Origin of the sequence: Aromatoleum evansii, from assembly GCF_012910805.1 — a bacterium.
Lineage (GTDB): Bacteria > Pseudomonadota > Gammaproteobacteria > Burkholderiales > Rhodocyclaceae > Aromatoleum > Aromatoleum evansii.
Genome location: NZ_WTVK01000090.1, coordinates 1 through 14,112, shown reverse-complemented (window position 1 = coordinate 14,112; position 14,112 = coordinate 1). Strand labels below are relative to the sequence as shown.

At 68.0% G+C, this 14,112-nt stretch carries 10 protein-coding genes and 1 pseudogene; 6 read left to right on the top strand and 5 right to left on the bottom strand.

Annotation, left to right across the window (positions count from 1 at the left end; genetic code table 11):
* Both GO615_RS25780 and GO615_RS25775 read left to right on the top strand, forming a co-directional pair.
* Positions 1–1,010, top strand: a 1,010-nt coding sequence (locus GO615_RS25780) for a sensor histidine kinase (RefSeq protein WP_169132722.1), incomplete at its 5' end; no start/stop codon positions are given.
* Entirely contained in the window at positions 1,000–3,225 is a 2,226-nt protein-coding gene (locus tag GO615_RS25775; RefSeq protein ID WP_246262460.1) for a putative bifunctional diguanylate cyclase/phosphodiesterase, read from the top strand. The genes GO615_RS25780 and GO615_RS25775, both read left to right, overlap by 11 nt.
* Positions 3,226–3,486: 261 nt before the next feature.
* Here GO615_RS25775 and GO615_RS25770 read toward each other — a convergent pair.
* Positions 3,487–3,639 (bottom strand): annotated as a pseudogene (locus GO615_RS25770) (transposase domain-containing protein); the annotation flags it as partial.
* A gap of 541 nt (positions 3,640–4,180) precedes the next feature.
* Between GO615_RS25770 and GO615_RS25765 the strand changes: the two are divergent.
* The 4 genes from GO615_RS25765 (at position 4,181) to GO615_RS25750 (ending at position 9,641) form a co-directional block, all read left to right on the top strand.
* A complete protein-coding gene (locus GO615_RS25765; RefSeq protein WP_169132721.1) occupies positions 4,181–7,255 on the top strand; it encodes an ankyrin repeat domain-containing protein in 3,075 nt (1,024 codons plus the stop codon).
* 119 nt (positions 7,256–7,374) lie between these two features.
* Positions 7,375–7,614, top strand: coding sequence for a DUF6364 family protein (locus GO615_RS25760; protein WP_169132720.1), 240 nt, complete (start codon positions 7,375–7,377; stop codon positions 7,612–7,614).
* Between the two features lie 3 nt (positions 7,615–7,617).
* Positions 7,618–8,052, top strand: a complete 435-nt coding sequence (locus GO615_RS25755; protein WP_169132719.1) for a TA system VapC family ribonuclease toxin — start codon at positions 7,618–7,620, stop codon at positions 8,050–8,052.
* 191 nt (positions 8,053–8,243) lie between these two features.
* Positions 8,244–9,641 (top strand): alkaline phosphatase D family protein, encoded by a 1,398-nt coding sequence (locus tag GO615_RS25750; protein WP_169132718.1) that lies wholly within the window; start codon positions 8,244–8,246, stop codon positions 9,639–9,641.
* A gap of 429 nt (positions 9,642–10,070) precedes the next feature.
* On the opposite strand, the gene GO615_RS25745 is transcribed toward GO615_RS25750, so the two are convergent.
* From GO615_RS25745 to GO615_RS25730, 4 genes are read right to left on the bottom strand one after another with little or no spacing between them, the layout of a single operon-like run.
* A complete protein-coding gene (locus GO615_RS25745; RefSeq protein WP_169132717.1) occupies positions 10,071–12,749 on the bottom strand; it encodes a LuxR C-terminal-related transcriptional regulator in 2,679 nt (892 codons plus the stop codon).
* A 30-nt stretch (positions 12,750–12,779) separates the two neighbouring features.
* Positions 12,780–12,998, bottom strand: coding sequence for a cysteine protease (locus tag GO615_RS25740; RefSeq protein WP_169132716.1), 219 nt, complete (start codon positions 12,996–12,998; stop codon positions 12,780–12,782).
* The gene (locus tag GO615_RS25735; RefSeq protein WP_169132715.1) at positions 12,995–13,486 is read right to left on the bottom strand and encodes a hypothetical protein; all 492 of its coding nucleotides are present in this window, start codon (positions 13,484–13,486) and stop codon (positions 12,995–12,997) included. The genes GO615_RS25740 and GO615_RS25735 overlap by 4 nt, the downstream gene beginning before the upstream one ends.
* Positions 13,476–14,039, bottom strand: a complete 564-nt coding sequence (locus GO615_RS25730) for an acyl-CoA thioesterase (protein ID WP_246262459.1) — start codon at positions 14,037–14,039, stop codon at positions 13,476–13,478. The genes GO615_RS25735 and GO615_RS25730 overlap by 11 nt, the downstream gene beginning before the upstream one ends.
* Between the last annotated feature and the right edge of the window lie 73 nt (positions 14,040–14,112).

Genomic DNA, 14,112 nt, shown 5'->3' with positions numbered 1-14,112 from the left:
CATGCCATCCCGGCCATCGCCGCCGCGCCGGGCCGTCTTCAGTCGCGCTACGCGCTCCTTACGACGGCCCGGCGCAACGACCGGAAATGCAACCGGTGCTGCACAACAACACAATACAAGGGCGGGACATCACGGCGCTCAAGCGAATCGAGATGGAGCTGCTGGACCGCAACCACGCGCTTACCGAAGTCAACGAACGCCTCCGGCAAGCTCAGGAGCAACTCGTACAGGCGGAAAAGCTCGCCTCGCTGGGCAGCCTCGTGGCTGGCGTCGCACACGAGCTCAATACGCCGATCGGCAATTCGGTCACCGTCGCTTCCACGCTCAGGGCGCATGCGCACGAGTTCGTGCGCCAGGTCGAAGCAGGCGAGGCGCTGCGCCGCAATGCCCTGCTCGACTTCATTGCCCAGTGCCGCGACGCGGCCGACCTGGTCGAGAAGAACTTGCGCCGGGCGGCCGATCTGATCGGAAACTTCAAGCAGGTCGCCGTCGATCAGACCAGCATGCGCCGGCGTAGCTTCGACCTGCGCCAGGCGCTCGACGAGGTGCTGTCCACGCTGCAGCCCAAGCTCAAGCACACCCGGCATCGCCTGGAGGTCGCCGTCGAACGCGGCATCGTCCTCGACAGCTTCCCGGGTCCTCTCGCGCAAATCGTGACGAACCTCGTGACCAACTCGCTCATGCACGCCTTCGAGGGGATCGAGGCGGGCGTCATCCGCATCGAGGCCGCGCCCACCGGCGACGATCGGATCGCGCTCACTTACGCCGATAACGGCGCAGGCATCCCCGAGGCCCTCACCAAGCGCGTGTTCGAGCCGTTCTTCACGACGAAACTGGGCGGCGGCGGCAGCGGGCTGGGGCTCTACATCGTGTTCAACCTCGTCACCGGCGTGCTGGGCGGCACGATTGCGCTTTCCGGCAGCCCGGGCCAAGGCGCCCGCTTCGATATGCTGCTGCCGCGCGTGGCACCGCACACGCCGACCACGGATGAGGAAAATTATGCAACCTGAAGATGACCTGGTGCGGTTCGCATCCGACGAGCCCTCCGCTCTGGCAGTCGAGAATCCTCTCAGCTGGAAGCTCCTGGTGGTCGACGACGACGAGGAGGTGCACGAAGCAACGCGTTTTGCGCTGCACGACGCGCTGATCGCGGACCGGCCGCTTCGGCTGATCCACGCCTACACCGCGCAACAGGCCGCCGAGGCCATCGCAGCCGAGCCCGACATTGCGGCCATCATGCTTGACGTCGTCATGGAGAGCCCCGACGCCGGGCTCAGACTCGTGCGGCGTATCCGCGAGGAACTGCAGCTTGCCGACGTGCGGATCATCCTGCGCACCGGGCAGCCGGGCTACGCGCCCGAGCTCAAGGTCATTCGGGACTACGACATCAACGACTACAAGACCAAGGCCGAGCTCACGCATACGCGGCTGATGACCACACTCATCGCGGCGATCCGCTCCTACGAGCAGATCCACGCGATCAGCGAGAACCGGCGCGGACTCGAGCTGATCGTGAACGCCGCAGCCGGCCTCATGGAGCTGCCGGCGATGAGCGCGTTCGCCGAGGGCGCGCTGCTGCAGATCGCCGCGCTGCTGAAGCTGCCGGCCGAAGGCATCGTCTGCGCGCAGAAGGGTTTGCCCTTCGATAACGCCGGCGGCGCCGAGGCGCTGCACGTGGTCGCCGCCGCAGGCCGGCTTGCCTCGTGTATCGGACGACCGCTGGCACAGCTCGCGGAGCCGGAGATCGTCACCGCGATCCACGACTGCATCGCGCGAAAGACGCACGATTTCGGCCCGCGGCACACCGTGCTCTACCTGCACGACCACAAACACGAAGCGGCGGTCTTCGTCCGCAGCGACAAGACGCTGGCGCCCACCGACCGCCAGCTCGTCGAGGTGTTCGCCGCGAACGTCTCCTCCTGCTTCGGCAATGTGAAGCTCGTCGAGCGACTGAATTTCATCGCCTATCACGATCCGCTGACTCGCCTGGGCAATCGCGCCGCCTTTCTCGCAGACCTGGAAGCGGCCGGGGCTGCAGGCGCAGCCGATCAGCTGGTCTGCCTGCTCGATATCGAGCACTTCACCGACGTCAACAACAGCTTGGGACACGAGGTCGGCGATCAGTTGCTACTGGCCGTGGCGCGGCGTCTCGCCGACGCCTGCGAAGGCTGCCACCTGGCCCGCATCGACGGGGATACGTTCGGACTCGTCGGCCCGAAATCGCGCTTGGCGCCGGAACGCCTGCTCCGCCTGTTCGAAACCCCGTTCGCCGCGGGCGAGCAGCAGCTTCAGATCGAGATCCAGTTCGGCTATTGCCGCATCGCCGGCAGCGAGCCCGGCGAAACGCTGTATAAGCGCGCGGACATGGCACTCACCCACGCGCGGCTCACGCGGCATACGCGGTATCTGCACTTCACGCCGAAAATCGAGAAGCGCACGCACTGGCGCCTCGACGTGATCCGGGAGTTGCGCCGCGCCTTTCACGCCGAGCGCCTGGCCGTCTGGTATCAGCCCCAGATCTCGCTTCACGACGACGAAGTCATCGGGCTCGAGGCCTTGTTGCGCTGGCCCAACGTGCCGGGCTTCGTCCATTCACCAGCCGTATTCATTCCGCTGGCCGAGGATTCGGGGCTGATCATCGACCTGGGGGCCTGGGTGCTCGATCAGGCCTGCGCGACATTTCGCCGGTTGGAGCAGCTCCCCCGCCGCCCGCAGCGCATCGCGGTCAATGTCAGCATGCCGCAGCTTCGCACGCCGGACTTTTCGAACCACGTGCTGCGGACGCTGGCCAAACATCGGATGCCCGCTTCCGCCCTGGAGCTCGAAATCACCGAAAGCATCCTCGTCGGCGAGCCGGCGGTCGTGTTGCGCAATCTGAACGCGCTCCGCGCGCAGGGTGTGCACATCGCGATCGACGACTTCGGCACCGGCTACTCCTCGCTCTCCTACCTGCGCCAACTGCCGATCGACTGCATGAAGATCGACCGCTCGTTCGTGGAGGAGATCGACTCGGGCAGGGGTGATGTGTTTGCCGAGACCATCGTCGCATTGGCGCACAAGCTGGGCATGGAGACGGTCGCCGAGGGTGTCGCCACGAGCGGTCAGCTTGCGCGCCTGCGCGAACTGGGCTGCGGCATCGCCCAGGGTTTCCTCTACGCCAAGCCCATGCCGCCCGACACACTGATCAAGTGGATGGGCACGCGCAACGTTGGTCTCGCGCATTGAGACATCGGTGGATCGGACCGGTATCCGGGATTTCAATGGCCGCACAGGGCAACTTCCACTCGCGCCGGGTGCGCTCGTCCTGCACGGTGAGTTGTGTGCCGACTGCGTACCCTTCATCACAATGGTCCACCCAGTTCGCATCGATATCTGGGCGCCGGCCTGTTGCCAGTCGAGGAAGCGCACCGACTGCCCCAGATGCAGACGGCGACGAATCTCGATAATCCGGGCCCGGTCCGACATCAGGCGTTCAAGGATCGTGGAGCGGTGGAACAGTTGCTGGCTGGTTGCGCGGTGAGTGTTGATCCGCGCGAGCACGTCCTTCAGATAGGCATAAGGCTCGACGCCGTTCAGGGGTGCGGTCTCGAGTACCGCAGCGGCCTGCCCGCCGCGCTCGCTGCCGGCGAAGAGCCAATTCTCACTCGTTGCGGTGAAACCGGTCACCGTGGTGACCGGTTTGACTTGAAGGGTTTCGTCACCACCGTAACTGGCTCGCGCCCGACCACAGGCCGGACCTGTATCAGCGGCTGACTGGTCGCAACACCCGACTCGGCAAGGCCAACGGTGTGGGTTAACATCTCTCGCGCCGGTGGACTGGGGCGCGACAATCATCCTGGCCGGTATGTCGCGCTCGCCGTTCAAGACGCTCCATACGTCGATGTGATCGCTGCGCTCGACGTAGAAGACCACCTGCGGGTGGTGCTTCGCCGGCAAGCAGCGCAGATCCGGGATCTTCAACTCGTCGACATAGCGCGGCGAACCGCTGGCTGGGTGACGTCCCGGCCGACCAAAGTCCGTCATCGGACGGACCTTGCGGAACAGGTGCCGACGCCGAGGATGGAGCGCCCACACGACATCGCCCGGCAACTGGTGTTCGGACCGCAGCGTCACTGGCGATCCCTGACGCAGGTGCTCGCATCTGCCTATACTTGCGCCTTCCCTCGTTTTCCCGACTCCCATGCGGATCCTCACCTACACAGGACTCGACACGACCCGCGTTCGCGCCGCCTACGACAAGGTCTGCGCCGCCATTGCCAAGGGCGATTTCCGTGCTGCCCAAGTCAAGAAGCTGCGACACGGCTCCCCACACGGCGCCTACTACCGCGCGCGCCTGAACGATGCCGACCGCCTGCTGTTCACCCTGCTGCGCCACGGCGAGGAGATCTGCGCGCTGATGCTGGAGGTGATCGCCCACCACGCCTACGACAAGTCGCGCTTCCTGCGCGGCGCCGCCATCGATTTCGACAAGCTCGACGAGGGCGAGGATGCGGTCGCAGAGGCCGAGCTCGCCGCCGCGCGCACGGCACCGGCCGTCCGCTACCTTCACCCCGAGCACGGAGCCGTCCATCTGCTCGACAAGCCGCTGTCCTTCGACGATGCACAGGTAGCCGTCTTTCGACGCCCGCCGCCGCTCGTCGTGGTCGGCAGCGCGGGCAGCGGCAAGACGGCGCTCACCCTGGAAAAGCTCAAGCACGCCGAAGGCGAGGTGCTCTACGTCACGCATTCGGCCTATCTCGCCCAGAGCGCGCGCGACCTCTACTACGCCCACGGCTTCGAGCATCCGGGACAGGACGCGGTGTTCCTGTCGTACCGCGAGTTCGTCGAGTCGATTCACGTCCCGGGCGGGCGCGAGGCCCGCTGGCGCGACTTCGCCGCCTGGTTCGCCCGCATGCGGCCGACATTTCGCGGCCTCGATGCCCACCAGGCGTTCGAGGAGATCCGCGGCGTGATCACCGCGGCGGCCACCGGTGTGCTCGGCCGCGACGACTATCTCGCCCTCGGCGTGCGCCAGTCGATCTTTCCCGCCGACGAGCGCGGGCGGCTCTACGACCTGTTCGAAAAATACCGCGTCTGGCTCGCCGAGGCCGACCTCTACGACCTCAACCTCGTCGCCCACGCAAGCCGCGCACTGGCTGCGCCGCGCTACGATTTCGTCGTCGTCGACGAGGTCCAGGACCTCACCCCGGCACAGCTCGCGCTGGTGCTCGCCACGCTGAAGAAGCCGGGCCACTTTCTCCTGTGCGGCGATTCGAACCAGATCGTGCATCCCAACTTCTTCTCCTGGAGCCAGGTCAAGACACTGTTCTGGCGCGACGCCGAGCTTGCCCACCGCCAAGAACTCGCGGTCCTCACTGCCAACTTCCGCAACGGCCGCGAAGCGACGCGGGTGGCCAACACGCTCCTCAAGATCAAGCACCGGCGCTTCGGCTCGATCGACCGCGAGAGCAACTTCCTCGTCGACGCGGTCGGCGGCGAGGCCGGCGAGGTCGCGCTCGTCGCCGACAAGGACGCCGCGGTGCGCGAGCTCGACCGCAGTAGCCGCCAATCGACCCGCTTCGCCGTGCTGGTCATGCGCGACGAGGACAAGGCGGCCGCGCGCGAGCGCTTCGCCACGCCGCTGCTCTTCTCGATCCATGAGGCCAAGGGCCTCGAGTACGAGAACATCGTGCTCTACCGCTTCGTCTCGGACAACCGGCGCGAATTCGACGACATCGCCGCCGGGGTCGAGCGCGCCGACCTCGCCGCCGACACCCTCGAGTACCGCCGCGCCCGCGACAAGGACGACAAGTCGCTGGAGGTCTACAAGTTCTTCGTGAACGCCCTCTACGTGGCACTGACCCGCGCCACGCGCAACCTCTATCTCGTCGAGTCGGACACGACGCACCCCTTGTTCGGCCTGCTGGAGCTTGCCGGCGGCGCCGCGACCAAGGTCGAGGCCGCGAAGTCGTCACTGGAGGACTGGCAGAAGGAGGCACGCAAGCTCGAGCTGCAAGGCAAGCAGGAGCAGGCCGATGCCATCCGCCGCGACATCCTTCGGCAGACACCGGTGGCGTGGCCGGTGATGGACGAGGCGCGGCTGCGCGAGCTGCTCAGGAAGACCTTCGTCGACAAGGCGCCCGGCGGCAAGCACAAGCAGCAGCTCCACGAGTATGCGGTCTGCCACGAAGAGCCCGAGCTCGCCGTCCACCTCGTGAACGACGCCCGCTTCGACGCTGCCGCCAAGTACGCGCAGCAGCTCACGACCCTCGGCCGCAAGAGCTGGATGGGTTATTTCCAGCGCAATTTCAAGGACATCCTGCGCCAGTGCGACCAGCACGGCGTCGAGCATCGCCTGCCGATGAACCAGACGCCGCTGATGGCGGCCGCGGCCGCCGGCAATGTCGCCCTCATCGACGCCCTGCTCGAGCGCGGCGCGAGCCTCTCGACCGCCGACCACTACGGCTGGAGCGCGCTCCACTGGGCGCTGCGCGAGGCCTTCCGCGACCCGGCCTATGCCCGGGGTCCCTTTGCCGCGGTGTATGAGCGCGTCGCCCCCTCCACCTCCGACGTGAACACCGGCGAGCGCCTCGTGCGCCTCGACCGCCACCACGCCGAATACCTGTTGTTCCACACCCTGTGGACCTTGTTCCGCAGCCGCTTCACCACCCTGCTGCGCCGGCCGAACAAGGCCGCCTTCGAGACCGCCGACATCCTCGACGCCTGGCAGCACCTGCCCGCCGCCGTGCTGCGCCCCGAGCGCAACAAGCGAGCGCATCTCTCGAGCGTGCTGTCGCGCAACGAGGTCGCGCGCGACTATGCCTACAACCGCAAACTCTTCCGGCGCGTCGACCAGGGTTGGTACCAGTTCAACCCGCAACTTCTGGTCCGCAGCGACACGCGCGAAGGCGACGGCGAAGGCTGGCAACCCCTCTTCCGCACGCTCAACCTGCCGTTGATCGGCGATTTCGTCCGCATGGACGCCTACCGCCCGCTCCATGCCCTGGCCGAGGCCTCGGGCGTCGCCGTGGCCGAACTACCTCTGCTCAAGGCGGAACGTCTCCTCCAGGCCCGCAAGGCCCTGCAGGCCCGACAGGACGCCACGCACCCGCGCGAGGCGCAGCGCAAGCCCCTCCCCGCGGCCTCGCAGCACTCCCCCGCCGGTCAATCCGAGCCTGCGCCGTGGGGCACACCCCGGGCCCGGGCGCAGGAGATCGAACGCATCCGCGCCGAGATCGCCGCACGCCAAGCGGCCGAATCCATGGGAAAGAAATAATGGTCGGCAGGGCCGGTCGCTGCGGTCCCGCCCCCGCCAGTGACCAAATGGCCAATTGCGATCCGGACGGTCTGGAAATAAGATACAGAAATCTGTATCACGTTACTTGAGCACGGACCATGAAGACGACGCTGAATCTGAACGATGTGTTGCTGGCCCAAGCCAAAGCGTTGGCGGCGCAGCAGCACACCACTCTGACGCGCCTGATCGAGGAAGGCCTGCAACTGCGTCTGCGCGCCCAGCGCGCTTCCGTCAAACCCGTTCGCCTGCCCATCTACCGCGGCAAAGGCGGGCTGGTTCCGGGGCTCGACGGCCTCAGCAACAAGGCCCTGTTGGATGCCGCCGATCAAGATGCGTAATCGATGACACCTGACGTCAACGTGCTGGTCGCCGCCTCGCGGAGCGACCATCCACACCACGCGGCCGCCCGCCGCTGGCTGGAGCAGGCTATCGTCGAGGCTGGCCAGGGAACCCCGCTGAAGCTGCAACCCATGGTGATCGCGAGTTTCCTGCGGCTGGTGACGCATCCGCGGATTTTCATCCATCCGACGCCGATACTCGAAGCACTGCGCTTCGTGGATGCACTGTTGACCGCGCCGGGCGTGGAACAGCCTGAGTTGGGAGCCGAGTGGCCGGCGCTGCGCAAACTCTGCGCCGACAAGGCCCTCGCCGCCAATGACATCCCCGATGCCTGGCTGGCTGCCGCCGCCATCCATCAAGGTGAGCACGTAACCAGTTTCGACGCTGATTTCAAGCGTCTGCTGCCAAGGGCCCGGTTCACCCTACTCACCGGGTGACGCCCGAGGCACATCCCCCAACGTCAGCGCCACCTTGGCTACGCGGTCCGTGACAGTGGGGATGCCGAGCAGATCCTGCCCTCTGCCATTGGGGAGATAGACACCTCACTAATGGGAACACCTGATTCGTGACGAACAGGACTATCGTGCGCACCTCGACTACCTGCATTTCAAGCCGGTCAAATACGGGCATGTCAGACGGATCGCTGACTGGACTCATTCGACGTTCCACGCTAGGGCGTCGCGCCCTGCGCCGCCTGGCGCTGCCGTGGCTGCTGCTGGCGCTGCACGCGGCCGGCGCCAGCGCGGCGACCTTGGCCGGCGGCCCGATGGCCGGGCCGGCGACGGCCGCGCGCGTCGGCGTGTGGCTGATGACCGACGCCCCCGCGCGGGTGCAGCTCGAGTACTGGCCGCACGGGCGGCCCGACGCGGCGCGGCGCAGCGCGCCGGTCGCCGTCAGCCCGGAGCGCGGCCACACCGCGCGCGTCGACCTCGACGGTCTGCAGGCCGCCACCCGCTACGCCTACCGCGTGCTGCTCGACGGGACCCCGGTCGAGCTCGGCGAGGTGCCCGCGTTCACCACCGCGCCCGCGGATCCGGCCGCGCCTCGCGAGCTGGTCATCGCCACCGGCTCGTGCAACTACGTCCCGCCCCCCCCATACGAGGTCACGCAGGACTCCTTCGGCGCCGGCTTCGAGATCTTCGATACCGTCGCCGCACGGCGACCCGACGTGATGCTGTGGCTCGGCGACAACATCTACTACCGCGACGACGACCTCACGCCCGCGGACGAGGCCGCCGCGCGGATGCGCCGGCGCTGGGCGAGCACGCGCGGCTTCGCGCCGCTGCAGCGGCTGCTGCGCACCGGCCAGCACGTCGCCATCTGGGACGACCACGACTACGGCCCGGACAACTCGAACCGCGACTTCGCGCTCAAGGCGACGGCGCTGGAGCTGTTCCAGGACTACTGGGCGAACCCCAGCTACGGACTGCCCGGCGTGCCCGGGATCTTCGCCCGGGTGCCGCTCGGCGACGTCGAGCTGTTCCTGCTCGACGACCGTTACCACCGCGACGACGACGCGGCTGCGGACCCGGCGCGGACGATGTTGGGCGCGGTGCAGCTCGAGTGGCTCAAGGGCGCGCTGCGTGACTCGGTTGCCACCTTCAAGCTGGTCGCCAACGGCAGCCGCATGCTCAGCGACCGCCCGTCGCCGGAGCAGCGCGGCGGCGAAGGCTGGCACAACTTCCCGCGCGAGCGCCAGGCCTTCTTCGACTGGCTTGCCGCGGAGCGCATCGACGGCGTGTTCTTCCTCTCCGGCGACATCCACTACACCCACCTGACCGAGCGCGCGCGCCCCGGCACCTACCCGCTGACCGAGCTGACCTGCTCGCCGCTGACCGCCCGCGTGCATCCCCGCCCGTTCCCGGTGCGCGAGGTGCCCGGGACGCTGGTCACGCAGCGCAACTTCTGCACGCTGGAGTTCTCCGGGCCGGCAGGCGCGCGGTTGCTGCGCGTCGCCACATGGAACGCCGCGGGCACGCGCCTGTGGCAGGAGGAGTTTCCGGCCGCGCGGCTGCGCACGCCGTGAGCGCGCCCAGCGTACACAGCGGCCTGCGACGGCAAGCTATTCCCATCGGTGAGCAGTCTTCTTCGCGGTCGCGGCGCTCGTGAGGTGTATGTGGAGATTTCGCCATGTGGCAGACGTCGTCGGCCGCAGTGATGCTTGCAGATACACGAATCCAGTGCGGAACCCTTAGAAAACAAGCGAGCCCGCTCATCGGCGGGCCCGCTATTGCAGATCGTAAATGTCACGCAAGCGTTTTGACCGGAATCGCCGCGCTCCGGTCCGGGTTCAGCCGATGATGATCAGATCAAAACCGCCGCGAGGTTCACGCCCGTCACCAGCAGGAACGCCGCGTCACCGATCAGGAACAAGTGCGCTGCGCAACGCTGGCTGGGCCTGCAAGGTTCTGGTCCCCCGATCTACGACACGTCGTGGTACGTGTGCAGCCCCAGCTCAGTCCAGGATCCCCAACAGCCGTGCACGATCCACGGCATGCCGCCGGTTCGCGGCGTTGAGCTTCGACAGCAGGTTCCGCATATGCCACTTGATCGTCTCGGGCCCGACGTCGAGGATGTGCGCGATTTCCTTGTTCGTGCGGCCATGCGCCAGCGCGGCGAGGATCTCCATTTCGCGGGCAGACAGCTGCGCGGGGCGCTGGTTTGCAGCGGCCGCTTTCGGCGCCGCGGTCTTGGGCACCCAGCCGACGCGGCAGCGCTCGGTCGCGCGTTCGACGAACGCCGCGGAGACGCCTGCCGCGGCACCACTGCCCGAGCGGTCGAGCTCGGGCAGCACGTCGAGCGCGGCGGGCCAGTCGTCGGCGAGCACGCGCACGAGGCCGAAGGACTCGGCGAGGCTCAGCGCTTCGGCGAGCAGCCGCGGCGCTTCGTCGTCGTCGCGCAGGCAGCTCGCGCGCAGGATGCGCACCGCGATCTGGTCGCGACCGCGCCGCAGCCGCTCGGCGATCTCGGCGGCATGGTCAAGCGCGGTGAGTGCGACCTTGTCCTCATGGTCGAGCAAGGCGACGCGCGCCGCGGCGATCTCGCGGATCAGCCGCAACTCCGCCTCGAGCCCGCGGTCGGGGCGGGCCGGATCGGCGGCGATCGCATCGAGGCCGTTCATCAGCATCCGGCACGACACGAGCCGGTTGCGGATCGCGTGCTGCCGGATCTGCTCGCCGAGGCTCGCAGCGACGAGGCGCGGCTGGCCGCGCAGCTCGCCGATCGCGGCGAGGCTGTTCAGTGCGTCGAACGCCTTGCCTTCGCTGCCCTTCTGGCTCTCGTAGCGCGCGAGCGTCAGGTAGGCGAGGATCACCGCGTCGGGCAGCGCCGCCTGTTCGATCAGGTCGAGCCGGTTGGCGAGCAGCGCGCGCGCCTCCTCCTCGGCGCCGAGCTCCCAGTTCGCCGCGGCGAGCCCCGCCGCGTGGATCGCCGCCGGCATCGAGCGCCATCCCGTCACGCTCTCCGCGCGTTCGAGCGCCGCGCCGAAGACCGCCGCAGCTTCCTGCGCCTGCCCTTCGATCAGGTAGCTCAGGCCGACCGCGAAGGCACCGTAGATCGAGTCGTAGAAGCTGCGCGCGACACGGCCGTGACCGTCGGAAATCTGCTGGTAATAGCGCGCACGCTCGGGAAATCCGCTGTGGATCGCGATGAATGAAAGCGTGTTGCAGTAGAGCGGGCCGAGCGCGGGGTCGTAGCTATCGATGCAGCCGCGCGCGCGCTGATAGTCGTCGCAGTGGATCGCCGCGGCCGAGCGCACGATGTTCGCCTGCAGCACGACTTCCGGCGTGACGCCCGGCCGCGCGAGGATCACGTCGGTGAGCCGCTCGGCGTCCTGCGGCCGGTAGCACAGCGCGCACGCCCATGCGGCCGTGAGCTGGATGCCTTCGCGCCGCGCGATCTCTTCCGGCGGCAGCCGGTCGAGCCACGCGAGCACCTCGACGATGCGCCCCTGCACGCCGAGGTAGCGCACGCGCTTCTCGATCCAGTCCATCGCCTGGGCGCCCAGGCCGCCGAGGAAGGCGTGCTCGGCGGCGTGCTCGAGCATGTCGTGCGCTGCGAACCATTCGGCGGCCTTCGCGTGCAGCGCGCGCCGCTCGTCGGCGGGCAGTTCCGCGGCAAGGCTCGCGAGGTACTCGCGGAACAGCGGATGCATGCGGTACACGTCGCCGCCGTCGACGGACGAGAGGAGGCCGGTCTGTTGCTCGAGCCGCGCGAGGATCTCGGCCGCGTCGACGCCGCCGCCGAGGACCGCGCACAGGCCCGGATGCAGGGTTTCGAGCAGCGAGGCGCGCACGAGCATCGCGACCGCACCGTCGTCGAGGCTTTCGAGCACGAACTGCGAGAAATAGCGGGCAATGTCGCCGGTCGCCCCGGACAGACTCGCGACCGTACCGGCAATGTCGCTGCGCCGGGCCATCGCCGAAGTCACGATCTGCAGCGCCATCGGCCAGCCTTCGGTACGTTCGTGCAGCCGCGCGCAGGTCTCGATGTCGATGCCTTCGCCGAGCCGCCGGCGCAGAAAACCCGCCGTGTCGTCGAGGCGCAGCCGCAGGTCGTCGGTGACGAACTGCGTGTAGAGCCCGTGCGCGCGCAGTTCCTCGACGGGGAACGGTGGGTCGGTGCGCGAGCTGACGACGACGTGGAAGTTCGGCGGTGCGTTCGTGACGAGGTAATAGATGAAGTCGATCGCGTCGCGGTCGGCGAGCTGGTGCAGGTCGTCGATCATCAGATAGGTCGGGCGGGCGAGGCCGTGCATCTGCACGAGCAGTTCGCTCGCCGCCCACAGATCGGCGCCCGCCTGGCCGACCTGGTCGAACGCGCGCGCCGGCATTTCGAGCCCGAGCGCCGCGCTCAGCGAAGCGATGATCGCGGGCGCCACGCTCGCGCGGTCGTCGCTCGCTTCGATCGTCAGCCAGCCCACGGCAGCGCCGACCGCGAGCAGCTCGCGGCGCAGCTGCACGAGCAGCGACGTCTTGCCGAACCCCGCGAGTGAGGTCACCGCGACCAGCGGCTGCTCGACCGCCTCGCGCAGCCGTGCGAGCAGCCGCGGCGGCGCGACGGCCTGCCTCGCCGAATGCGGCGGCATCGTCTTCAGTGCGAGGCGATAGGGGACGGCGGCGGCGGTCTTCTTCATCGGTGTTCGACGAGTGCGGCGCGAAGGAAACTAGCGGACGGCGCGATCGGCGGCCGCACCCGGTACCGCGTCGCCCCGCGCGGACTCGCGCGCACGAAAACGCTCCACCGCCAGGTTGAACTCGGCGACCGATTCGGCGCTGACCTTGGTGCCGCACTCGTAGCAGGTGTCGTTGATGCGGTCGAACCAGCGGCAGCCGCACTGTTCGCACGCGAGCTCCGGCGCGCCGGCGGGATTGTGGAAGATCATCGGCAGGCTCCCAGGAAAGCGAGGCCGAGCGTGTCGAGGAACTCCTCGTAGCCCGCGTCCTGCAGTTCGAATTTCGTGCGCAGCACGAAGAACATGATATGCCCCTGCCGGATCAGTCGTTTGATCAGCGACAAGGAGTCGCCGGCGAGGCTCGCGCGCATCGCTTCGAGCGCCGCGTCGTCGGCGACGAAGAGCAGATCCACGTGCGCTTCCTGGAATCCCCGATAGCGCATGAGGCCGGCCGACATGCCGCTGCCGTCGTTGATCCATTTCATCATCGGCACCTCGCCCGCGGCCTCGACCAGCCCGGCGACATGCTTGCCGGGCTGGATGCCCGACCCGCTCCTCGGCACGAAACCGACCGACGAGCCTTCGACCATGTCGGTGAAGAGCACCGCGTAGCGGTCGAGCATCGCCTGCCAGGGCGCCATGTCGCCGAAGGGATCGGCGACCGTCGCCGGTGCTTCCGCTTCCAGTTCAATCTGCATGCTTGCCTCCGTCAGTGGCCCGCCGGTTGCCGTCCGCGGGCAGGGAAAGACCATCGGGTGCGATCTCCGGCACCGGCTGGGCATAGCGCCCGAGCCGGTCACGGATGTCCGCGGGGATCGGTACCGACTTCATCGTCTCGAGGTCCATCGTGACGAGCGTCTGCCGGGCCCGCAGGCGCAGTTCCTCGCCGACCCGTCCCTGCACGTCGAGACCGATCGAGCGTTCGCCGATGCGCGTGACGGTGAGTCCGAGCACGAGCGCGTCGCCGAGCCGGCTCGGCCGCGTGAAGGTGCAGTCCATGCGCACCGTCGGGATGCCGAGCCGGCGCGTCATGATCAGATCCGCGAACGAGGTGCCGAGTCCGTCCGTCAGCCAGTCCTCGACGAGCCCGTTGAGGAGCACGAAGTACTGGGGATAGAACACGATGCCGGCAGGGTCGCAATGCGCGAAGCGCACCAGCACCTCGCGCTCGAACATCGCCGGACGGGCCGTAGCCGGTGCCTTCGCTCCGACCTCGCCGACGAACGCGATCGCGCTGCTGAGGTCTGTCATGGTCCTGTCTCCTGTGCGCGTGGTCATGGCCTCAATGTATCCACGCGCCGCCGCAGGCGCCCCCCCCACCCGG

Excerpts from the sequence above, each read along its gene's own strand:
- GO615_RS25775 (WP_246262460.1), top strand. The coding sequence starts at position 1,000 with ATGCAACCTGAAGATGACCTGGTGCGGTTCGCATCCGACGAGCCCTCC.
- GO615_RS25765 (WP_169132721.1), top strand. The coding sequence starts at position 4,181 with ATGCGGATCCTCACCTACACAGGACTCGACACGACCCGCGTTCGCGCC.
- GO615_RS25760 (WP_169132720.1), top strand. The coding sequence starts at position 7,375 with ATGAAGACGACGCTGAATCTGAACGATGTGTTGCTGGCCCAAGCCAAA.
- GO615_RS25755 (WP_169132719.1), top strand. The coding sequence starts at position 7,618 with ATGACACCTGACGTCAACGTGCTGGTCGCCGCCTCGCGGAGCGACCAT.
- GO615_RS25750 (WP_169132718.1), top strand. The coding sequence starts at position 8,244 with ATGTCAGACGGATCGCTGACTGGACTCATTCGACGTTCCACGCTAGGG.
- GO615_RS25745 (WP_169132717.1), bottom strand. The coding sequence starts at position 12,749 with ATGAAGAAGACCGCCGCCGCCGTCCCCTATCGCCTCGCACTGAAGACG.
- GO615_RS25740 (WP_169132716.1), bottom strand. The coding sequence starts at position 12,998 with ATGATCTTCCACAATCCCGCCGGCGCGCCGGAGCTCGCGTGCGAACAG.
- GO615_RS25735 (WP_169132715.1), bottom strand. The coding sequence starts at position 13,486 with ATGCAGATTGAACTGGAAGCGGAAGCACCGGCGACGGTCGCCGATCCC.
- GO615_RS25730 (WP_246262459.1), bottom strand. The coding sequence starts at position 14,039 with ATGACAGACCTCAGCAGCGCGATCGCGTTCGTCGGCGAGGTCGGAGCG.